Source organism: Pseudomonas moorei (genome assembly GCF_042846945.1).
GTDB lineage: Bacteria > Pseudomonadota > Gammaproteobacteria > Pseudomonadales > Pseudomonadaceae > Aquipseudomonas > Aquipseudomonas moorei.
In genome coordinates this window covers 890,965-915,126 of the sequence record NZ_AP035776.1, presented here as the reverse complement: position 1 = coordinate 915,126, position 24,162 = coordinate 890,965, and the positions used below count along the sequence as shown (strand labels likewise).

Sequence of the window (24,162 nt, the reverse complement as noted above, 5' to 3'; positions counted from 1 at the left end):
CTTTTGGTTGTTGACGTGGAAAACCTGTCGCTGAGCGAAGCATTGTTCACCACGACCCAGCAAAAAGTGCTGGGCCTTATGTTTGGCAAACCCGACCGAAGCTTTTACGCGAACGAGATCGCCCGCTGGGCTCAGGTCGGAAAAGGCAGTCTCATGCGCGAACTGGACCGCTTGCAACGAGCGGGTGTGCTGACGATGTCACGTCTGGGTAATCAGACCCACTACCAGGCCAATCCCGATTGCCCGATCTATGCCGAACTGTTGGGTATTACTCGCAAGACATTCGGTATCGCCGAGCCTTTGCGTGAGGCACTGCAACCCTTCGCCGAACAACTCACATGGGCGTTTGTTTATGGGTCCATCGCCAAGGATCAGGCCATCGCATCCAGTGACATTGACCTCATGTTGATCGGGGAAGGGCTGCACTACAGTGATGTGATGGAGCGGCTCTTGCCTCTGGAAGAGCATCTGGGCCGCACCCTTAATCCGACGCTCTACACCCCTGATGACTGGGTTGCAAAACTGACGGCCGAAAACAGCTTCGTCATGCGGGTAGCGCAACAGGAGAAGATCAACCTGATGGGGGAAAACCCTTTGGAGTCCAAGGATGGGCAGCAACGAGAATCTGGAAAACCTGTTACGTAGTGGTGGACTGAAGGCCGAAGCACCCGATCGCAAGGAATGCGAAGGCTTGATGCGTTCGGCAACAGATCGCCTGAAAGATGCGCAAACCTCTTCACTTTCCTTCGCCAGCCGATTCGATCTGGCCTACAACGCTGCCCATGGCATTGCACTGACAGCGCTTCGATTGCGTGGCTACCGTTCGGATAAGCGTTACCTGGTTTTCCAGTGCCTGATCCACACCGCAGGTTTCAGCAAGGTGCAGGTTCGGCTGTTCGCCCTTTGCCATGAACGACGCAACCTGGCGGAGTACGAAGGCTATATGGATGAAGATGAGGCATTGCTGGGGCAGTTGCTGGAAAGTACTGCGCAGTTGTTGATCGGGGTGGAGCAGCAAATGGCAGAACCGTGATTCAGGAATCTTCGAAACGTTTTGACGGCCCCATCGCCGGCAAGCCGGCTTCCACACTGTTCTTGCAATCACGATACCTGTGGGAGCGGGCTTGCCCGCGAAGGCGTCAGCCATGGCAACGAAACTCTTCTGCACCATTAACCTGACCGTAACAATCCATCACCCTGCTTGATTGATGCCCCCCACCCAACGCTCCTAAGGTGACCCCACGACAGCGAACCCGTGGAGTGGTCATGACAACAACAATATCCCCCGACTCGCGATGGACGCGGCGGCGCAGCGAAAAGCTGCGGCGTCTCGAGCTGGTGCGGGGCCTTGCCGACGGTGTGGTGTTGCCCACCGACAAGATCGTGGCGGCGCTGGAGGCGTTGATTCTGCCTGGCGACCGTGTGGTGCTGGAGGGCAACAACCAGAAGCAGGCGGATTTTCTCTCCCGCTCCTTGGTCAAGGCCGATCCGGGCAAGCTGCATGACTTGCACATGATCATGCCCAGCGTCGGACGCGCCGAGCACCTGGACCTGTTCGAACGCGGCATTGCCAGCAAGCTCGACTTTGCCTTCGCCGGCGCGCAAAGCTTGCGCATCAGCCAGTTGCTCGAAGACGGCCTGCTGGAAATCGGCGCGATCCACACTTACATCGAGCTCTATGCGCGGCTGGTGGTGGACCTGATTCCCAACGTCGTGCTCTCGGCCGGTTTCATGGCCGACCGCGCCGGCAACATCTACACCGGGGCAAGTACCGAAGACACCCCGGCCTTGATCGAGCCGGCCGCGTTCAGCGACGGCATTGTCATCGTCCAGGTCAATCAGTTGGTGGACGATGTCAGCGAATTGCCCCGCGTCGACATTCCCGCGTCCTGGGTCGATTTCGTGGTGGTGGCCGACAAACCGTTCTATATCGAACCGCTGTTCACCCGCGACCCCCGGCACATCAAGCCTGTGCACGTGCTCATGGCGATGATGGCGATCCGCGGCATCTACGAAAAACACAATGTTCAGTCGCTCAATCACGGCATCGGTTTCAACACCGCCGCCATTGAGCTGATTCTGCCGACCTACGGCGAATCCCTCGGATTGAAGGGCAAGATCTGCCGCAACTGGACACTCAATCCGCACCCGACGTTGATCCCGGCGATTGAAAGCGGTTGGGTCGAAAGCGTGCATTGCTTCGGCACCGAACTGGGCATGGAAAACTACATCGCCGCCCGGCCTGACGTGTTCTTCACCGGGCGTGACGGATCCATGCGTTCCAACCGCATGTTCAGCCAACTCGCCGGGCAATACGCGGTGGACCTGTTTATCGGTGCCACCCTGCAAGTCGATGGCGATGGCCATTCTTCAACCGTGACCCGTGGACGCCTGGCCGGTTTCGGTGGGGCACCGAACATGGGCCACGATCCGCGTGGCCGGCGCCACGGTACGCCGGCCTGGCTCGACATGCGCCACAGCGACGCGCCTGAACCCATGCTCGAACGCGGCAAGAAACTCGTGGTGCAGATGGTCGAGACGTTCCAGGAGGGCGGCAAACCGACCTTCGTCGAAACCCTCGATGCGATCGACGTGGCGAAGAAAAGCGGCATGCCATTGGCGCCGATCATGATCTACGGCGACGACGTCACCCACCTGCTGACCGAAGAAGGCATCGCCTACCTCTACAAGGCGCGCTCGCTGGAAGAGCGCCGGGCGATGATCGCCGCCGTCGCCGGGGTGACCGCCATCGGCCTGCGTCATAACCCCAAAGACACGGCGCGCATGCGCCGCGAAGGGCTGATCGCCTTGCCCGAAGACCTGGGCATCCGCCGCACCGACGCCACCCGCGAATTGCTCGCCGCCAAAAGCGTGGCCGACCTGGTCGAGTGGTCCGGTGGTCTCTACAACCCGCCCGCCAAATTCAGGAGCTGGTAATGCACGCATTCAACCTGCAAGCGAAACCCCTGAGCCTGGCCGACCGGCTGGCGGACCTGGCGGTGGACGCACTGATCGACGAAGCGGACCTGTCGCCGAAGCCGGCGCTGGTCGACCGACGCGGCAGCGGTGCCCATACCGATTTGCACCTGGGGCTGATGCACGCCTCGGCACTGGCCTTGTGGCCAGCGTTCAAGGAAATGGCTGAAGCCGCCATCGAAATCGGCGAGATCGGTTTGCCCCTGCGTGAAGCCATCGGGCTGATCGGCCGAGAAGGCGAGCAAGCGATGCTCGCCACCACCCACGGCGTGAACACCCATCGCGGGGCCATCTGGGCGTTGGGCTTGTTGGTCGCGGCTGCCGCGCTGGAGCCTGAATCCTCTGGCGCAGGTTCCATCGCTTTGCGCGCCGCACGCCTGGCTTTGCTCGACGACCGCCATGCGCCACGGCCTCTGAGCCATGGTGCCCAGGTCGCCCAGCGCTATGGCGCTCGCGGTGCCCGGGAAGAAGCGCAGTTGGGCTTCCCGGCCGTCACCCAGCGCGCCCTGCCACAACTCAAGCGCAGCCGCGCCGCCGGCCATGGCGAACAGAACGCCCGGCTCGATGCACTGCTGGCGATCATGACCCGGCTGGCCGACACCTGCGTGCTCTACCGCGCCGGCGAGCATGGCCTGCACACCATGCAGCGAGGCGCCCAGGCGGTACTCGACGCCGGTGGCAGCGCCAGCCTCGGCGGTCGCCGTCGCTTGCACGAGCTGGACCAACAATTAATCGCGCTGAATGCCTCGCCCGGTGGTGCTGCCGATCTGCTCGCAGCCTGCCTGTTCATCGACCGCATCGAATCCCGCGACGGCATTAATCAGGGAGCTTTTTGATGGAAACCTTATCCTTTGAATTCCCCGCCGGGCAGCCGCCACGCGGGCGCACACTGGTGGGCTGTGTCGGCTCGGGCGATCTGGAAGTGCTGATCGAGCCGGGTCAGGCCGGCAAGCTGACGATCAACGTGCAGACCTCGGTCAATGGCAGCGAGCAACGCTGGCAGCACCTGTTTGCACGGATGTTCGACGGGCAGACCCCGCCGGCGATGGACATCAATATTCACGATTTCGGCGCCACCCCCGGCGTGGTGCGTTTGCGCCTGGAGCAGGGCTTCGAGGAGATCGGCCATGACTGACAGTGCTGAACTGCTGCACAAGCACAGCTTCGTCGAACTCGGCGCCCGCCAACGGGCGAAAGCCTTGCTTGATGTCGGTACCTTTCGTGAATTGCTCGACCCGTTTCAACGGGTCATGTCGCCCTGGTTGTCGCGTCAGGGCGTAGTGCCACAGGCCGATGACGGCGTGATCATTGCCAAGGGCAGCATCGACGGTTTGCCGGTGGTGATCGGGGCTATCGAAGGGGCGTTCCAGGGCGGCAGCCTCGGTGAAGTCGGCGGGGCGAAACTGGCCGGTGCGCTGGAGCTGGCGGCCGAAGACAACCGCAAGGGCATTCCGACCCGTGCCGTGCTGCTGTTGGAAACGGGTGGCGTGCGTCTGCAGGAAGCCAACCTCGGCCTGGCGGCGATTGCCGATGTTCATGCCGCGATTGTCGACCTGCGCCAATACCAACCCGTGATTGGCGTGGTGGCCGGCAGCGTGGGCTGCTTCGGCGGCATGTCGATTGCCGCGGGCTTGTGCAGCTACTTGCTGGTGACCCAGGAAGCGCGCCTCGGCCTGAACGGCCCGCAGGTGATCGAACAGGAGGCCGGGCTTGAGGAGTACGACTCGCGGGATCGTCCGTTCATCTGGAGCCTGACCGGCGGCGAACAACGTTTCGCCACCGGCCTGGTGGACCGCTTCGCGGAGGACGACGTGGCCCAGATCCGCCAGCAGGTCAGCGCATTGCTCAAGCAAGGTTTGCCCGCGCAGCAACGCAGCGCTCAGGCCGAACTGTTCCTGCAACGGCTGGCGCGTCTGGACGCCGAACCGCAAATCGAACCTTCAGTGGTTCGCGATCTGTATCAAGGAGAGCGCTCATGAGCTCGTATTCCCTGAGGGGCTTGAACTGGTTCAACGCCTTGAGTGCTGGTGCCAAACCGGTCGAAGGTTTGCCGGCCTCGCTGAAGGTGGCGGATGGATTTATCGGTGAACAAGCCGTTCGGTTTATCGCGGTGGTGGCCGATCCGGATAACCGTTTTGTTCGTGCCCGACATGGCGAGGTCGGCTTGCTCGAAGGTTGGGGCCTGGCCAAAGCGGTGGATGAAGTCATCACGGCCGATCAGGACAAAGCGCAAAAACGTGCCTTGATCGCCATCGTCGACGTACCGAGTCAGGCTTATGGCCGGCGTGAAGAAGCGCTCGGTATTCATCAGGCCCTGGCCGGCGCCGCCGACAGTTATGCCCGTGCCCGACTGGCCGGCCACGCCGTGATCGGCTTGTTGGTGGGCAAGGCCATGTCCGGGGCGTTTCTCGCCCACGGCTATCAAGCCAACCGGCTGATTGCCCTGCGTGATCCTGGGGTGATGGTGCATGCCATGGGCAAGGCTTCGGCGGCGCGGGTGACGCTGCGCAGTGTCGAAGAACTGGAAGCCCTGGCCGCCAGCGTGCCGCCGATGGCCTATGACATCGACAGCTATGCCAGCCTCGGCTTGCTCTGGGAAACCTTGTCGGTGGAGCAGATCGAACAACCGACGGCGAACGATCTGGCGCGGGTGACTGAGTGCCTGACTTTGGCGATCGGCGATGTCGCCGCCAAAGGTCGCGACCTGAGCGGCCGCCTCGGTGCCGCCAATCGTGCGGCCTCAAGCCAGGTTCGCCAATTGCTGAGGGCACAGTGGTGAACACGCTGCTGGCCCACGACCTGCTCTGGGGGATGACCCTGGAGCAGTTGCCCGCGGATGCTCCGGCGTGGGTGATCGAGTCTGTCCTTGCAGGGCAACCGGTGGTGGTACGGCGCGCTTTGTCAGCGGTAGGGCAGGTTGCGGTCGGTGTGCGTGGCCGTCTGCGTGAGCAGCGTTACGCGGCGTCGATGGCGATCAGGTCGATCACCCGTCGGGTTACGCCGGAAGCACTCTGTCATGTCGACATCGACCGTGCGTTGCCGGCACTTCAAGCCCTGCATCAATTGCGGCCCATGCTCAATGGCGGCGGTTGGGTCTGGGGTGTCAGTGGCAGTGCCGGGTTTGAGCTGGCCAGCGGTTTTACAGCCCTGCACGAGGGCAGTGATCTCGACCTGATTCTGCGTACGCCGCAGCCGCTGAGTCGCACCCGCGCTCAAGCGTTGCTGGCGACGCTCGACAGCGCCATGTGCGCGGTGGACATGCAATTGCAGACGCCATATGGCGCCGTCGCCTTGCGTGAATGGGCCGGTTCTTCGAATCGCGTTCTGCTCAAGAAGGCCAGTCAGGCCTGTCTGGTGCTCGATCCATGGAACCCGCAGGAGCAGGCAGCGTGAGCAGCTTGTTGGTGTTCCCCGGCCAGGGCGCGCAGCAGCCGGGCATGCTCCAGCGCTTGCCTCGGGAAACCCTGAACGAGGCGAGCGACGTGCTCGGTGAGGATGTCTTGCGGCTCGATTCTGCCGAAGCCCTGCAGTCGACGCGGGCCGTTCAGTTGTGCCTGTTGATCGCGGGCGTGGCGGCGTCACGACAGCTGTCAGTGGCTGCGGATTGTGTCGCCGGATTGTCCATCGGCGCCTACCCGGCAGCGGTGGTGGCCGGTGCGCTGAGTTTCAGCGATGCGTTGCATCTGGTCAGCCTGCGCGGTGAGTTGATGCAGCAGGCTTATCCACAGGGCTACGGCATGACCGCGATAATCGGTCTGGATCTGACTACGGTAGAAGGTTTGCTGGCTCGGGTTCACGGCAATGACTCGCCGGTTTACCTGGCCAACATCAACGCCGATAACCAGGTGGTGATCGCCGGCAGCGATGGTGCGATGAAAGCGGTCGCCGAGTTGGCGAAAGTCCATGGCGCCGGACTGGCCAAGCGTCTGGCGGTGAGCGTGCCTTCGCACTGTCCGCTGCTGGATGCGCCGGCGAAGGTCCTGGCCGAAGCCTTCGCCACGGTGCCACTGAAAACGCCTGTCCTGGGTTATCTCAGCGGCAGCCGCGCGCGGAGGGTGACCCACATCGAAGCGTTGCGCGACGACCTCGCTTTCAACATGTGCCGCGTGGTGGATTGGCGCGGCACGGTACAAAGCGCTTATGAACGTGGCGTACGTCTACAGATTGAACTGTCGCCCGGTGCGGTGCTGACCGGGCTGGCGCGCCGGGTGTTCGAGCAGGGCACCGTGATGGCTTTCGACGGTGCACGGCTCGATACCCTGCAGGCGCTGTTGCGTGAGGAGGGAAGCCGCCAACCCTAGATCTCAGGCTTCGAACAACAAAAACAATATTCGACGATGCATTTTGAGGACGACAACAATGATTATTTACGGTGTGGCGCTGTTGGCGATCTGTACGCTGGCAGGGGTGATCATGGGTGACATGCTGGGCGTGTTGCTGGGTGTGCAATCCAATGTCGGCGGAGTCGGGATCGCAATGATCCTGCTGATCTGCGCGCGGTTGTGGATGCACAAGCGTGGCGGCATGACCAAGGACTGCGAGATGGGCGTCGGCTTCTGGGGCGCGATGTACATTCCGGTGGTGGTGGCGATGGCCGCGCAACAGAACGTGGTCACGGCGCTGCACGGCGGCCCGGTGGCGGTGCTGGCGGCCATCGGTTCGGTGGTGGTCTGCGGCTGCACCATTGCGCTGATCAGCCGGACCCACAAGGGCGAACCCTTGCCCGACGAGCCGGCGGAAATAACGTCGGTTGGCGCATCGGCAGGAGGTCGCTGATATGTGGGATCTCATCGAGAAAGGTCTGGAACACAACGGTCTGGTCACGGCGTTCGCATTCGTTGGCGTGATCATGTGGGTGTCGGTGGTGGTGTCCAAACGCCTGACTTTCGGACGTATTCACGGCTCGGCGATTGCCATCGTCATCGGCCTGGTCCTGGCCTGGGTCGGCGGTACGCTGACGGGCGGGCAGAAAGGCCTGGCGGACCTGACGCTGTTCTCCGGCATTGGTTTGATGGGCGGCGCGATGCTGCGTGACTTTGCCATCGTCGCCACGGCGTTCGAAGTGCAGGCGACCGAAGCGAAGAAGGCCGGTTTGATCGGGGCGATTGCCTTGTTGCTGGGCACGGTGCTGCCGTTCATTGTCGGTGTGTGCATCGCCTGGGCCTTCGGTTATCGCGATGCGGTGAGCATGACCACCATTGGCGCTGGCGCGGTGACCTACATCGTCGGGCCGGTGACCGGGGCGGCGATTGGCGCGAGTTCCGATGTGGTGGCGCTGTCGATTGCCACCGGGCTGATCAAGGCGATTCTGGTGATGGTCGGCACGCCGATGGCGGCGCGCTGGATGGGCCTGGATAACCCGCGTTCGGCCATGGTGTTTGGTGGCCTGGCCGGGACGGTCAGCGGTGTGACAGCGGGGCTGGCGGCGACGGATCGGCGTCTGGTGCCTTATGGTGCGTTGACGGCGACCTTCCATACCGGGCTGGGCTGCTTGCTGGGGCCTTCGTTGTTGTTCTTTATCGTTCGGGGGATTGTGGGCTGATTGCTTTTTGTGGCGAGGGAGCACGCTCCCTCGCCACCCGTTTCAGGCCTGCCGATTGGCATACATCCGACACTCCGCCAGCAACGCCAACAGATTCGGGTCACGCTCCTTGGCCTTGAGAAACACCACCCCGATGTGCTGCTGCAACCGGTATTTTTCCTGCAACGGGATCAGTTTCACCCGGTTCTCATACACCGCCGCAATCCTGCCCGGCAGCAAGGCATAACCCACCCCCGAACTGACCATGCTCAGCAAGGTGAAGATGTCGTTGACCTGCATCGCCACCTTCGGCTCGAACCCCGCCTGCTCGAATACCCGCTTGCCGTCCTGGTGGGTGGCGAAGCCCTGGGTGAGGGTGATGAAGGTTTCGTCGCGCACTTCGGCGAGGTCGACTTCGCTGCGTTGGGTGAACTTCGAATCGGCCGGCGTGGCGAGGAAGATGTCGTCGGAAAACAACGGAATCTGCTCGCAGTCCGGGTCGTTGATGCTGTCGTCCAGGGACACCAGGATCGCATCCACTTCCATGTTCTTGAGTTTGTAGAGCAGGTCGAAATTCGAGCCAAGGATCAGGTCGATATTGAGTTCACTGCGGCGGATTTTCAGGCCCATGATCAACTGCGGCACGGTCTTCACGGTCAGCGAATACAGCGAGCCCAGTTTGAAGCGTTCAGCGGAAAATCCGGCGGCCTCGCGAGTCAGGCGCACGCTCTCGAGCACGTCCTGGATCAGCTTCTGTGCCCGTTCCTCCAGCACGTAGGCGCTTTCCAGCGGCGTCAGGTTGCGGCCCTCGTGTTTGAACAGCGGGCAGCGCAAGGCACTTTCCAGGGAATGGATCGCCCGGTGCACGCTGACGTTGCTGGTCTGCAACTCGGCCGCGGCCCGCGCCAGGTTACCGGTGCGCATGAAGGCCAGGAACACCTCGAGTTTTTTCAGGGTCAACTCTTCGTCAATCAGCATGGCGCGGACTCTTTTTGGAATGCCCCGATTGTGCCTAATTGCATTGGGTTACGCAGACCTTTGTGGGCGCTGGCTTGCCAGCGATGGCGCCATGAAGATCAACGTAAAACTTGAGGCTCGACAGCAGAAAGCCGGCCATTGTGTTCTGAAACATTGCGCTTTTAAGCTTCAGGCCTAAGCCTTGTACGTTGGGTTAATGATTTTCGAGGTGGATTACCGATGTATCACGGGGAAAGACTCAATGCCTGGACGCATCTGATCGGGGCGGTGGCGGCGTTTGTTGGTGGTATTTGGCTGATCGTCCTCGCCAGCCTGGATGGCAGCCCGTGGAAGATCGTCAGCATGGCGATCTACGCCTTCACCTTGCTGGTGCTGTACAGCGCGTCGACCGTGTACCACAGCGTGCGCGGACGCAAGAAAGTGATCATGCAGAAGGTTGATCACTTTTCGATCTACCTGCTGATCGCCGGCAGTTATACGCCGTTTTGCCTGGTGACCTTGCGCGGGCCCTGGGGCTGGACGTTGTTCGGGATTGTCTGGGGGTTGGCACTGATCGGCATCTTGCAGGAGATCAAGCCGCGTTCTGAAGCGCGGATTCTGTCGATCGTGATATACGCGGTGATGGGCTGGATCGTGCTGGTGGCGGTCAAGCCATTGCTGGCGGCGCTGGGTGGCGCTGGGTTTGCGTGGCTGGCCTCGGGCGGGGTGTTTTACACCGTGGGCATTATCTTTTTTGCCCTCGACCATCGCCTGCGGCATGCCCATGGGGTCTGGCATCTGTTTGTGATCGCCGGGAGTCTGCTGCACTTCGTGGCGATTTTCTTTTATGTCCTGTGATCGCTCCTACAGATCCGGTGCAAGACCCGCAATGCGGTCGAGTTGTGCCTGGGCCTGTCGACTGAACACTTGCAACAGGTCGCTCAATGTGTGGGGCGGCGGTTCCGTGGCACGGGTCACCGCATACAGGGTGATGGGCAGCGGTGGCGCGAGAGGGCGGATAGTCGTTGTGGCGGGGGAAGCGCCCAGGGCCGTGAATGGATCGATCACCGCCAGCCCGGCACCGGACTCCACCATCGCCCGGGCCAGCGAATAGGTCTGCACCGCGATGCGCACCCGAGGCGGCGGTTCGACCGCTTCGAGGTAGCTGTCGAGCCGGGCGGCCAGCGGGTCGGCGCTGGACAAGCCAATCAGCGGCGCATCGGCCAGGGCCATCAATGACAATGGCATGCCGGCCTGCGCCGATGGCCAGTAACCCGCCGGTGCCAGCACCACCAATACACCGCCCGCCAAGGCGTGGGCCTTGAGCCCCGGATGATCCGGTCTTTGAAGTGTCAGGGCGACATCCACTTCACGCATCAGCAGGTTCTGCACCAGCTCACGGCTATGGGCGCTGGACAGTTCGCAGGCGATGTCCGGATAGCGTGCGGTCCACTCGTGAATGGCCGGCGGCAACAACGACAGGGCCAGCGCCGGAGTGGCACCGATCCGCAGGCTGTGGCCCGGTTCGCGACGCAGGCTCTGAGCCAGGCGCCGCACGCCTTGCAGGCTTTCGCTGACCTTGTCGACCTCGCGCTCCAGCTCCAGCGCTTCGGGCGTCGCTTGCAACTTGCCGCGAACGCGCAAGAACAACGGGAACCCCAACTGCTGCTCGGCGTGTTGCAGCACCTTGGTCACCGCCGGTTGCGAGACATGCAGCAATTGCGCGGCGGCGCTGATCGATCCGGTTTGGCGGATGGCCTGGAAAATCTCGATGTGACGAAGGCGCATGGCGAGTCCATAACCTTTGTTTATGGGTTGAGCATCTTTATTCATTGTTCGCCGCCTGTCACCTGGCCCTAACCTCGGCTTCGTCATCACAACGGTTTTAAGGACGGACATGGCTCAGCGTGTGTGCATTATCGGCGGCGGCGTGATTGGCCTGGCAACGGCTTATGCGCTGGTGCGCGACGGCTTCGAAGTGACCGTCATCGAGGCGCGGGACGCGTTGGGCAGCGAAACCAGTTTCGCCAATGGTGGGCAACTCTCCTATCGCTACGTCGCACCTTTGGCTGACGCCGGTGTGCCGTTGCAAGCCATCGGCTGGATGCTGCGCGGCGATTCACCCTTGAAGCTACGCCCGCGGTTCGACGCTGCGCAGTGGCGCTGGATGGTGTCCTTCCTCGGCGCTTGCCGCCGTTCGGTCAACCGCGAGAACGCCGCGCACTTGCTGCGGCTGGCGCTGTTCAGTCAGGGCACATTGGAGGCATGGCGCGAAGACGATGGGCTCGCAGGCTTCCAATGGCGGCGCAACGGCAAACTGGTGACCTTCCGGGAGCGAGCCAGCTTCGAGCATGCATGCCGGCAGCTGGCCGACCCTCAACAGCAACAGGTGCTGTCGGCGGCCGAGTGCGCTGAACTTGAGCCGGCCCTGGCCAATGCCCCATTTGTCGGTGCGATTTATACGCCCGACGAAGAAGTGGGCGATTGTCATGCTTTCTGCCGGCTATTGGCTACACGGTTGCAAGCATCCGGGCGTTGCGAGCTACGCCTGGGGCAAGCGGTGACCGGCATTCGCCACGCCAATGGCAGCGTCAGCGCCATCGATCTGGGTGAGCAAGTGTTGCCGGTCGATCAATTGGTGATCGCCGCCGGCCACCGCAGTCCGCTGTTGGCATTGCCCGGTCTGCAATTGCCGTTGTACCCGCTCAAGGGCTACAGCCTGACGGTGCCCATTGGCCCCGAACACCAGGCCCCGGATGTGAGCGTCACCGACTATGACCGCAAGATCGTATATGCACGGATCAGCGACCGGTTGCGGGTGGCCGCGATGGTCGACATCGTTGGCTTTGATCCTGCTATAGACCCCAAGCGACTGGCGCTGATCAAGCGTCAGGCCCGTGACACCTTCCCCAATGCCGGGGCCTATGACGCGGCCATCGAATGGGCCGGGATGCGCCCGGCCACGCCAAGCGGCGTGCCGTTGCTGGGCGCCACCGCCTATCGCAACCTGTGGCTCAACATCGGTCATGGCGCGTTGGGGTTCACCCTGGCTTGTGGCAGTGGGCAGTTGCTCAGTGAGCTGATCGGCCAGCGCCGGCCCTCTATTGATATGCACGGTTTCAACCACCGGGCTGCCTGATCATTTATTTGCGAAGAGGACACTGCAATGACCATTACCCGACTCCACAGCAACTCGAGGTTGTCTGGCGCCGTGTCGTTTGGCGATCTGGTATTTCTCTCCGGCCAAGTGCCGGGTGAGGCCGCGGACGTGGGCGGTCAGACCCGCGAAGTGCTGGCCAGGATTGATGCATTGCTGGCCGAAGCCGGCAGCCACAAGGATCAAATGCTCAGTGCGACCATTTACTTGAAAAACATCACCGACGATTTTGCCGCCATGAATGAGGTCTGGTCGACCTGGCTATCGCCGGGGCAGGCCCCGAGCCGCACGACCGTGCAGGCCGAGCTGGCGCGGCCGCAGGTGCTGGTGGAAATCACCGTCATCGCCGCTCGTTTGAAATGACCGTCACCCAATACCCACAACGGAGAATAACAATGCAAAAAATCACGTTGCTCGGCTGCACCCTCGGACTGTTGCTCGCGAGTCAGGTCCAGGCCAACGAGGCCCCGCTGACCGGCACCCTGAGCAAGATCGCCGATGCCAGGAGCATTACCCTGGGCTATCGCGATGCGTCGGTGCCGTTCTCTTACGTGGGTGATCAAACCGGCAAGCCGATGGGCTATTCAGTGGATCTGGCGAGCAAGATTGTCGAGCGCATCAAGCAACAATTGGTGTTGCCGGACCTGAAGGTCAAGTACAACCTGGTGACGTCGCAAACACGCATTCCTCTGGTGCAGAACGGTACCGTGGACCTGGAGTGCGGCTCCACGGGCGTGACCGCCGAGCGGCAGAAGCAAGTGGCGTTTTCCTATGGCTTCATCTATGTAAAAGGCCAATTGCTGACTGCCAGGGACAGCGGCATCAAGAGCTTCGCCGACTTGCGTGGCAAGAACGTGGTAACGACTGCCGGTACTACCAACGAGCGCTTCCTGAAGAGCTATAACGTCGACCACAAGATCGACATGTTCGTCATCAGCGCCAAGGACCACGGTGAAGCCTTTCAGATGTTGCAATCGGGTCGTGCCGCCGCTTTCTACATGGACGATGCGCTTCTCTACGGCGAGCGCGCCAAGGCTCATGACCCACACAAGTGGGTGGTGGTGGGAGAGGAGCAATCGCGGGAGATCTACAGCTGTATGGTGCGCAAGGACGACCCGCAGTTCCTGTCGCTGGTCAACGGCGTGCTGGGGGATCTGTACAGTTCGGGGGAAATCAACGGCATCTATCAGCGCTGGTTCGAACAGCCGATTCCGCCGAAGGGTTTGAACCTTGAGTTTCCGATGACCAGCGAACTCAAGGCGATCATTGCCAAGCCGGTGAGTGATCCGGTGCAATAGTTACCTGTGCTGTTTTCGTAGACCGTGTCGCGGCCATCGCGAGCAGGCCCGCTCCCACAGTGGAACGCATTTCAAGTGTGGGAGCCTGCTTGCGCTGAGGCCCTAGAAATCGCCCCACAACTGCTGGGCCACCGCCAAGGCAACCACCGGCGCCGTCTCTGTACGCAATACCCGAGGCCCAAGCCGGGCCGCATGAAAACCGGCCCCCTTGGCCTGATCCACTTCCGTATCCGACAACCCGCCTTCCGGGCCGATCAGAAACGCCAGCGTCGCAGGCTTGGCATGGCTGACCCATGGTTCGGCCACCGGGTGCAGCACCAGTTTCAATTCAGCCTGAGTCTGCTTCAACCAATCGGCCAGCAGCACCGGCGGATGGATCACCGGTACCCGTGAGCGCCCGCATTGCTCGCATGCGCTGATGGCGACCTGACGCCAGTGCAGCAGGCGTTTGTCGGCGCGTTCGTCCTTGAGCCGGACTTCGCAGCGTTCGCTGAAGATCGGGGTGATTTCGCTGACACCCAGTTCAGTGGCTTTCTGGATCGCCCAGTCCATGCGCTCGCCACGGGACAGGCCCTGGCCCAGATGGATCTGCAGTGGCGAATCGATCTGGCCGGCGAACTGCTCGTCGATCTGCACCACGACACGTTTCTTGCCGACCTCCACCAGAGTGGCGCGGAATTCCTGGCCCGAGCCATCGAACAGTTGCAGCAGATCGCCTTCAGCCATGCGCAATACGCGGCTGATGTAATGGGCCTGGGCTTCGGGCAATTCGTGCTCGCCGGTACTCAGGGGGGCGTCGATAAAGAAGCGGGACAGTCTCATTTGAGTTCTCTACTAAATTCGATCGGAGTCGCTATTGTGGGGAGGGAGCTTGCTCCCGCCCGACTGCGCCGCCGTCGTAAATCCAGTGGATGCCATACAACTGGAAAAACGGGGTTGCAGGTTTTGGGGCCGCTTCACAGCCCAACGGGAGCAAGCTCCCTCGCCACAGGGTCGTGCAGTGACGGTCAGCCCGGATCACGGAACCCCGGATGGAAGTCCTTCGGCACTGAAACACTGACGCTGTCGCGAGTCGCGATGTCGATGCCTTCGCTGGCCACTTCGGCCAGAAAGTCGATCTGCTCCGGCGTGACCACGTACGGCGGCAGGAAATACACCACGCTGCCCAATGGTCGAAGTAGCGCACCGCGCTCCAGCGCATGCTGGAACACCTTCAGGCCACGGCGTTCCTGCCATGGATAGGCCTCTTTGCTGGCCTTGTCCTTGACCATCTCGATGGCCAGGACCATGCCGGTCTGGCGCACTTCACTGACGTTCGGGTGATCCACCAGGTGCGCCGTGGAGGAGGCCATGCGCCGGGCCAGGACCTTGTTGTTCTCGATGACGTTGTCTTCTTCGAAGATATCCAGCGTTGCCAGCGCCGCCGCACAGGCCAGCGGGTTGCCGGTGTAGCTGTGCGAGTGCAGGAAGGCGCGCAGGGTCGGGTAGTCGTCGTAGAACGCGCCGTACACCTCTTCGGTGGTCAGGCAGGCGGCCAGCGGCAGGTAGCCGCCGGTCAGGGCCTTGGACAGACAGAGGAAGTCCGGGCGGATGCCGGCCTGTTCACAGGCGAACATGGTGCCGGTGCGGCCGAAACCGACGGCGATTTCGTCATGGATCAGGTGCACGCCATAGCGGTCGCAGGCTTCGCGCAGCAGCTTGAGGTACACCGGGTGGTACATGCGCATGCCGCCGGCACCCTGGATCAGCGGCTCGACAATCACTGCCGCGACCGTGTCGTGATTCTCGGCCAGGGTCTGCTCCATGGCGGCGAACATGGTGCGCGAGTGTTCTTCCCAACTCATGCCTTCGGGGCGCAGGTAGCAATCCGGGCTTGGTACCTTGATGGTGTCGAGCAGCAGGGCTTTGTAGGTTTCGGTGAACAGCGGCACGTCGCCCACCGACATCGCGGCCATGGTTTCGCCGTGGTAGCTGTTGGTCAGGGTCACGAAGCGCTTCTTGTTCGGCTGACCGCGGTTGAGCCAGTAGTGAAAGCTCATCTTCAGCGCCACTTCGATGCAGGAGGACCCGTTATCGGCGTAGAAACACCGTGTCAGGCCTTCCGGCGTCATCTTCACCAGGCGCTCGGACAATTCGATCACGGGCTGATGGCTGAAACCGGCGAGGATCACGTGTTCGAGTTGATCGACCTGATCCTTGATGCGCTGGTTGATGCGCGGGTTGGCATGGCCGAACACATTGACCCACCAGGAGCTGACGGCATCGAGGTAGCGCTTGCCTTCGAAGTCTTCCAGCCAGACACCTTCGCCGCGCTTGATCGGGATCAGAGGCAGTTGTTCGTGATCTTTCATCTGGGTGCAGGGATGCCACAACACTGCGAGATCGCGTTCCATCCACTGTTTATTCAGGCCCATTTTCACTCTCCTGGAGGCGGTCCGTGACAAGCGCGGACATACAATCGCGCAAGCCTATGCAATGCATCGCGTGGGGACAACCCATTGTGTCGATTGGGCTACTTTGTATCGGGCGTTCAGACGCTGCTGGCAGGCGTCTGGCAGCTGACGTGTCCTTCGCGGTTCTTGAGCCGACTGGCTCGCAAAGACCGCTATTTTTTTGCCATAAGACATGAGTAATTCCGGCTTCGCCTGCGCAGTCCTGCACGCCTCAGCGATGTATCAGATACATCCCACAACCGAATCAGAATGAAATGATAGAGAGCGGCTGCTCTTGAAACCCAGGATCTTCAAAACCTGGAGGTCGTATGAAAGCACTCGCACTAATAATTGGATTGATCGCACTTTCTGGCTGTGTAGATGGCCATTTTTTTCCTAAAGGACATGGTCATGAACTGGACTTTAAATGTGAGATGAATCCGTACGATCCTGAATGCTTACAGATACGCCCGGTCTACCATAATTAGAGAAACCAACCATGGTGAGCCCAGGAAAGCCTGACTGCTCGCCTTCGTAACCCACCAAATCCCCTCCTGAATTGCATGCTCCGGCCAAGGCACCAACGAAAAGTGCCTTTGCTCCCGCCAGAACGCGATGCCGCCCGGAAAATGGGTTCGCGCCAGGCCTCAGGGCCCCCATTTTTTGCCTGAAAAAAAACCGCGAGCAGAAATCGAATAAATCTTTCAGTACAGGTGTTCTCAGATTTGTATTCACTTTTTCTGACAATTTGCCCTTTAATCTTTCCTTAACTCAGCTATTTCAGACTCTTGATCGTATTTCTCGATATTTCAAAGCAAAATTTTCCGCTTTTTTTCGATAGATAACTCGATAGTCTTGGGCCAGCACTTACAGGGATCTAGGCAATGCAGCTACGTAACACCACTTCTCGCTATGGCTGGGTCAGCATCTTCCTGCACTGGGGGGTAGCGCTGGCGGTTTTCGGTTTGTTCGCCCTGGGGCTGTGGATGGTGGGTCTGGGTTACTACGATCCCTGGCGCAAAGCCGGGCCGGACATCCACAAGAGCGTCGGGCTGATACTGCTGGCGTTCATGGTGTTACGCGTGTTGTGGCGTTTCATCAGCCCACCACCGCCGACGTTGAGCAGCTACAGCCCCATGACGCGTCTGGGCGCCAAGTTGGGCCATGCCTTTCTGTATATCTGTCTGTTTGCCGTGATGATTGCCGGTTACCTGATTTCCACCGCAGAAGGTGTCGGGATTCCGGTGTTTGACTGGTTTGAAGTGCCTGCACTGGTTTCCGGACTACCGGACCAGGCAGATAACGCCGGTGCGATTCATCTCTACCTGGCGTGGGCGCTGGTCATTTTTTCCGGCCTCCATGCATTGGCAGCTTTGAAGCACCACTTTATCGACCGCGATGTGACCCTCAAGCGAATGCTGGGTCGCAAAGCCTGAAGTTCAACCTCGACTCCCAAGGAAAACCAAGCATGTTGAAAAAGACTCTCGCCGCTCTGGCAATCGGTTCCGCCCTGCTGTCTGCCAATGTCATGGCAGCTGACTATGTTGTCGATAAACAAGGCCAGCACGCCTTCGTCAACTTCAAGATCAGCCACCTGGGCTACAGCTACATCACCGGTACCTTCAAGGACATCGACGGCAAGTTCAGTTTCGACGCGGCCAAGCCTGAAGACAGCAAGATTGAGTTCAACGTGCACCCCGCGAGCGTTTTCACCAACAACGCTGAGCGTGACAAGCACATCTCCAGCAAAGACTTCCTGGAAGTGGATAAATTCGCTACGGCCACCTTCGTGTCCACCAGCGTCAAATCCACCGGTAAAAACGCCGCAGGCAAAGACACTGCCGACGTGACCGGTGATCTGACCATCCACGGCGTGACCAAGCCAGTGGTGGTCAAGGCCACTTTCCTGGGTGAAGGCAAGGATCCATGGGGCGGCTACCGTGCGGGCTTCGAAGGCACTACCAGCATCAAGCGTTCTGATTTCGGCAAGATGATGGATCTGGGTCCACAGTCTGACGCCGTCGATCTGTACATCACGTTTGAAGGCGTCAAAGCGAAGTAATTTTTCGCTCCTGACAAAAAACGCCCGCTGCTTTCCCGAGCACGGGCGTTTTTTATTGGCGAACACATATCCATTGTGGGAGCGAGCGTGCTCGCGATGGCGGCCATTCAGTCAACACAGTTCTGAATGTGAGGGCCTCATCGCGAGCAGGCTCGCTCCCACAGGTATTTGTATCGCTCATAAAAAATGCCCCGGACCTTTCGGCTCGGGGCATTTTTATGGCTTTGAAAAACTCAGCGATTGCGGGTCAGCAAGGCCGGTTTTTCACCGCGAGGGCGGGTTGGCAGTTGATCCAGCTGCTCGGGTGTCGGGAAGCGATCAGCCTTCGACTCCTTGTGCATGATCTTCGGCGCCGGGCCACGCGGGTTCTGCACGGCCGGTTCCGAACGAGGCTGGTCGTCGCGGGCCGGACGGCGGTTGCGCGAGTCTTCGCGACGGGCCTGGCCGTCACGCGGCGCACCATTGCGCGGGCCGCTGCGTTTGGCTGGCGGTGTGCCGGTGCTGGCGCCATCGCTGTTGCGCGGACCGTTCTGGCGACCTTGTGGCTTGCCGCCACGTGGTGCGCCGGAACCTGCCGTCGCGCCATGTGCCGGAGCACCAGGACGGCGGCCACGGCCCTGGGCCGGTTTTTGCTGTGGCACGTAGTCGACGCGGTTACCGAAGTTATCGATATCGTCGTCGAGGAACTCGTCCGGGGCACGATCAGCGGCCGGGCGAGGAGCCGGGCGTTGCTGTTCACGGGCCGGCGTGCCTTCGCGCGGCTTTTGCTCACGGGCCGGGCGCTCGCCGCGACCGGACGCGGCAGGTTTTTCCTTGCCTTTGTCCTTGCCCTTGTCTTTGCGACCGCCACCGCTGCCGTTCGGGCCATCGCCGCGCGGGCCACGTGGATTGCGCGGGTTACGCACATCCGGACGCTCGCGAACTTCAGGCTTCTCGGCTTCCACGGCGCTCGAATCGAAGCCCATCAGGTCACCGTCGGCGATTTTCTGCTTGGTCATGCGTTCGATGCTTTTGAGCAGCTTCTCTTCGTCCGGAGCCACCAGCGAGATCGCCTCGCCCGAACGACCGGCACGGCCAGTCCGGCCGATGCGGTGCACGTAGTCTTCATCGACGTTCGGCAGTTCGAAGTTGACCACGTGTGGCAACTGGTCGATGTCCAGGCCGCGAGCGGCGATGTCGGTGGCGACCAGGATGCGTACGTCACCGGCCTTGAAGTCGGCCAGGGCTTTGGTGCGGGCGTTCTGGCTCTTGTTGCCGTGGATCGCGACAGCGCTCAGGCCGTGCTTGTCCAGGTACTCGGCCAGGCGGTTGGCGCCGTGCTTGGTACGGGTGAACACCAGCACTTGTTCCCAGGCACCGGCGGTAATCAGGTGCGCCAGCAGGGAACGCTTGTGGTTGGCCGGCAGGCGGAACACGCGTTGCTCGATGCGCTCGACCGTGGTGTTCGGCGGCGTGACTTCGATGCGTTCCGGGTTGTGCAGCAATTTGCCGGCGAGGTCGGTGATGTCTTTGGAGAAGGTCGCGGAGAACAGCAGGTTCTGCCGTTTGGCCGGCAGGCGGGCCAGGACCTTTTTCACGTCATGGACGAAGCCCATGTCGAGCATGCGGTCGGCTTCGTCCAGCACGAGGATTTCCACGTGGGACAGGTCGACGCTACCTTGGCCGGCGAGGTCGAGCAGGCGGCCAGGGCAGGCCACCAGCACGTCTACACCGCGGGACATGGCCTGAACCTGCGGGTTCATGCCAACGCCGCCGAAGATGCAGGCGCTGACGAACTTCAGGTCACGGGCATAGACCTTGAAGCTTTCGTGCACTTGCGCCGCGAGTTCGCGGGTAGGGGTCAGGACCAGGACGCGTGGTTGGCGCGGGCCATGACGCTGGGATTTGTCCGGATGACCGTTCGGGAACAACCGCTCCAGGATCGGAAGGGCGAAACCGCCGGTTTTACCAGTACCTGTCTGTGCCGCGACCATCAGGTCGCGACCTTGCAACACGGCGGGAATGGCCCGCTGTTGCACCGGAGTAGGCTCGGTATAGCCCGCTGCCTCGATGGCGCGGACTAAAGCCTCGGAGAGACCGAGGGAAGCAAAGGACATGAGTAATCCTGTTTTAGTTAGGGCTTGGCCCAATGGGAGTCTTGCCTGGCGCGAATGGCGTTTAAGAGGAACGCAATCCCGTCCGGTCCTGCTGGGTTTCGAAAGCTCGTCTGAAGCGCTCGCGCGGGCTGCAAAGCTGCGCTGTAGCGGGTCGAGATGCCTTGAACGATTCCGAGCGTCCGGGCGTGAGCCTGGCGGGAAGGCCGGAGTATAACAGAGCAATCACTGCGCGCTGCTTTCCTGCTGCTCAACGGTTTTTGCGGTGGTGGCAGTGGCGTGTTCCGCCGGTGCGGTGGTTGTCGGGTCGGCACCGTATCGGGCGCTTAGCTCTGCGTAGGCCGGTTCGCGCTTGAAGCGCTTGAGCTCGGCACCGAAGCGCTGCACCAGCAAATCCATGCCGGCGTTGCGGCGCACCGCCAGAAACTGGCTCTGCTGGCTGATGATGGTCGGGTTTTCGGTGATTTTGTCGCGGATGTTCAACTGGTCGAGTAGATGCTGGCCGACCCGGCGATCGGTGATCAGCAGGTCAATGCGCCCCCGCAACAGTTTGCCGAAGTTGGCTTCATGGCTCGGTGCGGGCTCACGGGTGAACAGTGTCGAGTCCCTGAAGTCCTGGCTGTACAGGTAGCCCGGCGAGGTGCCGATGGTCAGGCCGCGCAGTTCATCGAGGCTGTGGAACGGATGCGGCCGCTCATTGGCGTAGAACATCACGAACTGTACTTCCGAGAGCGGTTCGCCGGGGTAGAGCAGCATCGCGTCGCGTTCGTCGCTGTGGAAAATGTCCAGCGCGCCATCGGCCTGGCCTGTTTCAAGCATCGACAGGCAGCGTTTCCATGGCAGGAATTGCCACTCGACTTCGATGCCCAGTCGCTTGAAGACAATCGCCGTGGTTTCGTAGTCCAGCCCCAGGGATTTGCCGTTCTCCTCATAGACGTAAGGAGCCCAGGGTTCCGTGACAATGCGCAGTTTCTCGCCCCGGGCCGCGAAGCTCAGGCAAGTGAAGACAAGCACGGCGATTAGCTGCGTGATCAAAGGCATGGGCTTGAGATTACGACGAGAAACGGCAAAGAGCCAGAAACGGGATCCAGAAGCTCTATCTCCGTGTGTTGCGTCACAATAAACCTGTTGTTGAAGCAAAAAATCGCCGCCCGAGAAGGCGCCTACAGAAACGTCGGTTTCCAATGCAGGCGCTTTCGCAGGCGGCGATCTTTTGATCTTGCTTCGATAGCTTTTAGCGCGGCAGCTTCAGGTTGTTCCACACCGCCAGGCTCGCTTCGGCCTGGTTCAGTGTGTAGAAGTGCAGCCCTGGCGCACCACCTTGCAGCAGGCGCTCGCACATCTCGGTGATGACGTGTTCGCCAAAGCGTTGAATGCTCTGGGTGTCGTCGCCGTAGGCTTCCAGTTGCTTGCGGATCCAGCGCGGGATTTCCGCACCGCAGGCATCGGAGAAGCGCGCCAGCTTGCTGTAGTTGGTGATCGGCATGATCCCCGGCACGACCGGGATGTTCACGCCCAGTGCCCGTACACGCTCGACGAAATAGAAGTAGCTGTCGGCGTTGAAGAAGTACTGGGTGATCGCGCTGTCGGCGCCGGCTTTGGCCTTGCGGACGAAGTTGGCGATATCGTCTTCGAAATTGCGCGCTTGCGGGTGCATCTCCGGGTAAGCGGCCACTTCGATGTGGAAATGATCACCGGTCTCTTCACGAATGAATTCAACCAGGTCATTGGCGTGGCGCAATTCGCCGCTGGCCATGCCCATGCCCGAAGGCAGGTCACCGCGCAGGGCAACGATACGTTTGATGCCGGCAGCCTTGTACTGGCTCAGCAGGCCGCGCAAGTCATCCTTGCTGTCGCCCACGCAAGACAGGTGCGGCGCGGCAGGTACTTTGACTTCGCTTTCGAGCTGCAACACGGTGTTGAGGGTGCGATCACGGGTCGAACCGCCAGCGCCGTAGGTGCAGGAGAAGAAATCGGGGTTATAGGTTGCCAACTGGCGGGCAGTGGCGAGCAGCTTTTCTTGCCCGGCATCGGTCTTCGTCGGGAAGAACTCGAAGCTGTAGCGACGATCTTGGGACATGGTCATATCCTTGGAAACGCGTAAAGCGGACGCAGGCCGCTCCTTTCAGGAGCGAGCCGGCTCGCGAAAAACGTGAGGGCAGCGCGTTCAGCCAGGCAGTACGCGTTATCGTTAACGTCCATCGCGAGCAGGCTCATTCCCACAGGGGAGGAGCCGGCTTATCAGTAGCGGTAAGCGTGCGGCTTGAACGGACCTTCGACGGTCACGCCGATGTAGTCGGCCTGGGTCTTGGTCAGTTGGGTCACTACGCCGCCGAAGCCACGGACCATTTCCAGGGCCACTTCTTCGTCGAGTTTCTTCGGCAGTACTTCAACGGTCAGGCGCTCGGCTTTCTGGGCTGGCGACAGGTCGGCGTACTTTTGACCGAACAGGAAGATCTGGGCCAGAACCTGGTTGGCGAACGAACCGTCCATGATGCGGCTTGGGTGGCCAGTGGCGTTGCCCAGGTTAACCAGGCGGCCTTCGGCCAGCAGGATCAGGTAGTCGTCGTTCTGGGCATCGAATGCGCCAGGACCGGTACGGTGGATCTTGTGAACCTGTGGCTTCACTTCTTCCCATGCCCAGTTCTTGCGCATGAAAGCGGTGTCGATTTCGTTGTCGAAGTGGCCGATGTTGCAGACAACAGCGCGCTTCTTCAGGGCTTTGAGCATGTTCGAGTCGCAAACATTGACGTTGCCGGTGGTGGTCACGATCAGGTCGATCTTGCCCAGCAGTGCCTTGTCGATGCTGGCTTCGGTACCGTTGTTGATCCCGTCGATGAACGGCGAAACCACTTCGAAACCGTCCATGCAGGCTTGCATGGCGCAGATCGGGTCGACTTCGGACACTTTGACGATCATGCCTTCCTGACGCAGGGACTGAGCCGAGCCCTTGCCCACGTCACCGTAACCGATGACCAGCGCTTGCTTGCCGGACAGCAGGTGGTCGGTACCGCGCTTGATTGCATCGTTCAGGCTGTGACGGCAGCCGTACTTGTTGTCGTTCTTGCTCTTGGTGACCGAGTCGTTGACGTTGATGGCCGGGATTTTCAGCTCGCCCTTGGCCAGCATGTCCAGCAGGCGGTGTACGCCGGTGGTGGTTTCTTCGGTCACGCCGTGGACGCGATCCAGCACCTGCGGGTACTTCTTGTGCAGCAGCTCGGTCAGGTCGCCGCCGTCGTCGAGGATCATGTTGGCGTCCCATGGCTTGCCATCCTTGAGGATGGTTTGCTCCAGGCACCACTCGTACTCTTCTTCGGTTTCGCCTTTCCAGGCGAAAACCGGAATGCCGGCAGCGGCGATGGACGCAGCCGCCTGGTCTTGAGTCGAGAAAATGTTGCAGGACGACCAGCGTACTTCGGCACCCAGGGCAACCAGGGTTTCGATCAGCACGGCAGTCTGAATGGTCATGTGGATGCAGCCGAGGATCTTCGCGCCCTTGAGCGGTTGCTCTTCGGAGTACTTGCGGCGCAGGCCCATCAGGGCTGGCATTTCGGATTCGGCGATGATGGTCTCGCGACGGCCCCAGGCAGCCAGGGACATGTCGGCCACTTTGTAATCGGTAAAATCTGCAGGCGTGATAACAGCGCTCATGAAGAGCCTCCATTC

25 protein-coding genes are annotated in these 24,162 nt (G+C 61.0%); 17 read left to right on the top strand and 8 right to left on the bottom strand.

Annotated elements, in window-relative coordinates:
- Positions 1-15: 15 nt before the first annotated feature.
- The 11 genes from ACGJAX_RS04365 (at position 16) to madM (ending at position 8,518) form a co-directional block, all read left to right on the top strand.
- A complete protein-coding gene (locus ACGJAX_RS04365) occupies positions 16-645 on the top strand; it encodes a nucleotidyltransferase domain-containing protein (RefSeq protein ID WP_090326052.1) in 630 nt (209 codons plus the stop codon).
- Entirely contained in the window at positions 608-1,033 is a 426-nt protein-coding gene (locus ACGJAX_RS04360) for a hypothetical protein (RefSeq protein ID WP_247254455.1), read from the top strand. The genes ACGJAX_RS04365 and ACGJAX_RS04360 overlap by 38 nt, the downstream gene beginning before the upstream one ends.
- 233 nt (positions 1,034-1,266) lie before the next feature.
- Positions 1,267-2,937: a malonate decarboxylase subunit alpha gene (gene mdcA, locus ACGJAX_RS04355; protein ID WP_390957540.1), complete on the top strand. Its 1,671-nt coding sequence runs from the start codon at positions 1,267-1,269 to the stop codon at positions 2,935-2,937.
- On the top strand, positions 2,937-3,812 hold the full coding sequence (locus ACGJAX_RS04350) for a triphosphoribosyl-dephospho-CoA synthase (RefSeq protein ID WP_390957538.1): 876 nt from the start codon (positions 2,937-2,939) through the stop codon (positions 3,810-3,812). The genes mdcA and ACGJAX_RS04350 overlap by 1 nt, the downstream gene beginning before the upstream one ends.
- Positions 3,812-4,111 (top strand): malonate decarboxylase subunit delta, encoded by a 300-nt coding sequence (locus ACGJAX_RS04345; protein WP_247254458.1) that lies wholly within the window; start codon positions 3,812-3,814, stop codon positions 4,109-4,111. Before ACGJAX_RS04350 ends, ACGJAX_RS04345 begins: the two co-directional genes overlap by 1 nt.
- Positions 4,104-4,955, top strand: coding sequence for a biotin-independent malonate decarboxylase subunit beta (locus ACGJAX_RS04340; RefSeq protein ID WP_390957536.1), 852 nt, complete (start codon positions 4,104-4,106; stop codon positions 4,953-4,955). Before ACGJAX_RS04345 ends, ACGJAX_RS04340 begins: the two co-directional genes overlap by 8 nt.
- On the top strand, positions 4,952-5,755 hold the full coding sequence (mdcE, locus tag ACGJAX_RS04335; protein ID WP_390957534.1) for a biotin-independent malonate decarboxylase subunit gamma: 804 nt from the start codon (positions 4,952-4,954) through the stop codon (positions 5,753-5,755). The genes ACGJAX_RS04340 and mdcE overlap by 4 nt, the downstream gene beginning before the upstream one ends.
- Entirely contained in the window at positions 5,749-6,369 is a 621-nt protein-coding gene (locus tag ACGJAX_RS04330) for a malonate decarboxylase holo-ACP synthase (RefSeq protein WP_390957532.1), read from the top strand. The genes mdcE and ACGJAX_RS04330 overlap by 7 nt, the downstream gene beginning before the upstream one ends.
- Positions 6,366-7,277: a malonate decarboxylase subunit epsilon gene (mdcH, locus tag ACGJAX_RS04325; RefSeq protein WP_390957530.1), complete on the top strand. Its 912-nt coding sequence runs from the start codon at positions 6,366-6,368 to the stop codon at positions 7,275-7,277. Before ACGJAX_RS04330 ends, mdcH begins: the two co-directional genes overlap by 4 nt.
- A gap of 58 nt (positions 7,278-7,335) precedes the next feature.
- Positions 7,336-7,752: a malonate transporter subunit MadL gene (gene madL, locus ACGJAX_RS04320; protein WP_090326027.1), complete on the top strand. Its 417-nt coding sequence runs from the start codon at positions 7,336-7,338 to the stop codon at positions 7,750-7,752.
- A gap of 1 nt (position 7,753) precedes the next feature.
- The gene (madM, locus tag ACGJAX_RS04315) at positions 7,754-8,518 is read left to right on the top strand and encodes a malonate transporter subunit MadM (RefSeq protein WP_247254463.1); all 765 of its coding nucleotides are present in this window, start codon (positions 7,754-7,756) and stop codon (positions 8,516-8,518) included.
- Positions 8,519-8,560: 42 nt separating this feature from the next.
- Here madM and ACGJAX_RS04310 read toward each other — a convergent pair whose 3' ends face one another.
- Positions 8,561-9,475, bottom strand: a complete 915-nt coding sequence (locus ACGJAX_RS04310) for a LysR substrate-binding domain-containing protein (protein ID WP_390957528.1) — start codon at positions 9,473-9,475, stop codon at positions 8,561-8,563.
- Positions 9,476-9,694: 219 nt separating this feature from the next.
- On the opposite strand from ACGJAX_RS04310, the gene ACGJAX_RS04305 reads away from it, so the two are divergent.
- The gene (locus tag ACGJAX_RS04305; RefSeq protein WP_247254464.1) at positions 9,695-10,312 is read left to right on the top strand and encodes a hemolysin III family protein; all 618 of its coding nucleotides are present in this window, start codon (positions 9,695-9,697) and stop codon (positions 10,310-10,312) included.
- A 6-nt stretch (positions 10,313-10,318) separates the two neighbouring features.
- Here ACGJAX_RS04305 and ACGJAX_RS04300 read toward each other — a convergent pair whose 3' ends face one another.
- The gene (locus ACGJAX_RS04300; protein WP_090326014.1) at positions 10,319-11,242 is read right to left on the bottom strand and encodes a LysR family transcriptional regulator; all 924 of its coding nucleotides are present in this window, start codon (positions 11,240-11,242) and stop codon (positions 10,319-10,321) included.
- Between the two features lie 109 nt (positions 11,243-11,351).
- Between ACGJAX_RS04300 and ACGJAX_RS04295 the strand changes: the two genes are divergently transcribed.
- From ACGJAX_RS04295 to ACGJAX_RS04285, 3 genes are read left to right on the top strand one after another with little or no spacing between them, the layout of a single operon-like run.
- Positions 11,352-12,593, top strand: coding sequence for a D-amino acid dehydrogenase (locus ACGJAX_RS04295; protein WP_390957525.1), 1,242 nt, complete (start codon positions 11,352-11,354; stop codon positions 12,591-12,593).
- Between the two features lie 27 nt (positions 12,594-12,620).
- Positions 12,621-12,974 carry a RidA family protein gene (locus ACGJAX_RS04290; RefSeq protein ID WP_090326008.1) on the top strand — a complete coding sequence of 118 codons (354 nt, stop codon included), beginning with the start codon at positions 12,621-12,623 and terminating at the stop codon, positions 12,972-12,974.
- Positions 12,975-13,006: 32 nt separating this feature from the next.
- Entirely contained in the window at positions 13,007-13,909 is a 903-nt protein-coding gene (locus ACGJAX_RS04285) for a transporter substrate-binding domain-containing protein (RefSeq protein WP_390957523.1), read from the top strand.
- A gap of 102 nt (positions 13,910-14,011) precedes the next feature.
- Here the strand turns inward: ACGJAX_RS04285 and ACGJAX_RS04280 are convergent, their stop codons facing one another.
- Together ACGJAX_RS04280 and ACGJAX_RS04275 are read right to left on the bottom strand one after the other, a co-directional pair.
- Positions 14,012-14,731, bottom strand: a complete 720-nt coding sequence (locus ACGJAX_RS04280) for a 16S rRNA (uracil(1498)-N(3))-methyltransferase (protein WP_390957521.1) — start codon at positions 14,729-14,731, stop codon at positions 14,012-14,014.
- 185 nt (positions 14,732-14,916) lie between these two features.
- Positions 14,917-16,323, bottom strand: coding sequence for an adenosylmethionine--8-amino-7-oxononanoate transaminase (locus ACGJAX_RS04275; protein ID WP_247254468.1), 1,407 nt, complete (start codon positions 16,321-16,323; stop codon positions 14,917-14,919).
- A 902-nt stretch (positions 16,324-17,225) separates the two neighbouring features.
- Between ACGJAX_RS04275 and ACGJAX_RS04270 the strand changes: the two genes are divergently transcribed.
- The gene (locus ACGJAX_RS04270) at positions 17,226-17,777 is read left to right on the top strand and encodes a cytochrome b/b6 domain-containing protein (protein ID WP_390957519.1); all 552 of its coding nucleotides are present in this window, start codon (positions 17,226-17,228) and stop codon (positions 17,775-17,777) included.
- Positions 17,778-17,809: 32 nt separating this feature from the next.
- A complete protein-coding gene (locus ACGJAX_RS04265) occupies positions 17,810-18,403 on the top strand; it encodes a YceI family protein (protein ID WP_090325991.1) in 594 nt (197 codons plus the stop codon).
- Between the two features lie 233 nt (positions 18,404-18,636).
- On the opposite strand, the gene ACGJAX_RS04260 is transcribed toward ACGJAX_RS04265, so the two are convergent.
- The 4 genes from ACGJAX_RS04260 to ahcY all read right to left on the bottom strand — a co-directional run bounded on the left by ACGJAX_RS04260 (position 18,637) and on the right by ahcY (position 24,147).
- Positions 18,637-20,499: a DEAD/DEAH box helicase gene (locus tag ACGJAX_RS04260; RefSeq protein WP_090325988.1), complete on the bottom strand. Its 1,863-nt coding sequence runs from the start codon at positions 20,497-20,499 to the stop codon at positions 18,637-18,639.
- Between the two features lie 222 nt (positions 20,500-20,721).
- Entirely contained in the window at positions 20,722-21,537 is an 816-nt protein-coding gene (locus ACGJAX_RS04255; protein WP_390957516.1) for an ABC transporter substrate-binding protein, read from the bottom strand.
- Positions 21,538-21,730: 193 nt separating this feature from the next.
- Positions 21,731-22,576 (bottom strand): methylenetetrahydrofolate reductase [NAD(P)H], encoded by an 846-nt coding sequence (metF, locus tag ACGJAX_RS04250; RefSeq protein WP_090327591.1) that lies wholly within the window; start codon positions 22,574-22,576, stop codon positions 21,731-21,733.
- A 161-nt stretch (positions 22,577-22,737) separates the two neighbouring features.
- Entirely contained in the window at positions 22,738-24,147 is a 1,410-nt protein-coding gene (gene ahcY / locus ACGJAX_RS04245; RefSeq protein WP_090325980.1) for an adenosylhomocysteinase, read from the bottom strand.
- Positions 24,148-24,162: the final 15 nt, after the last annotated feature.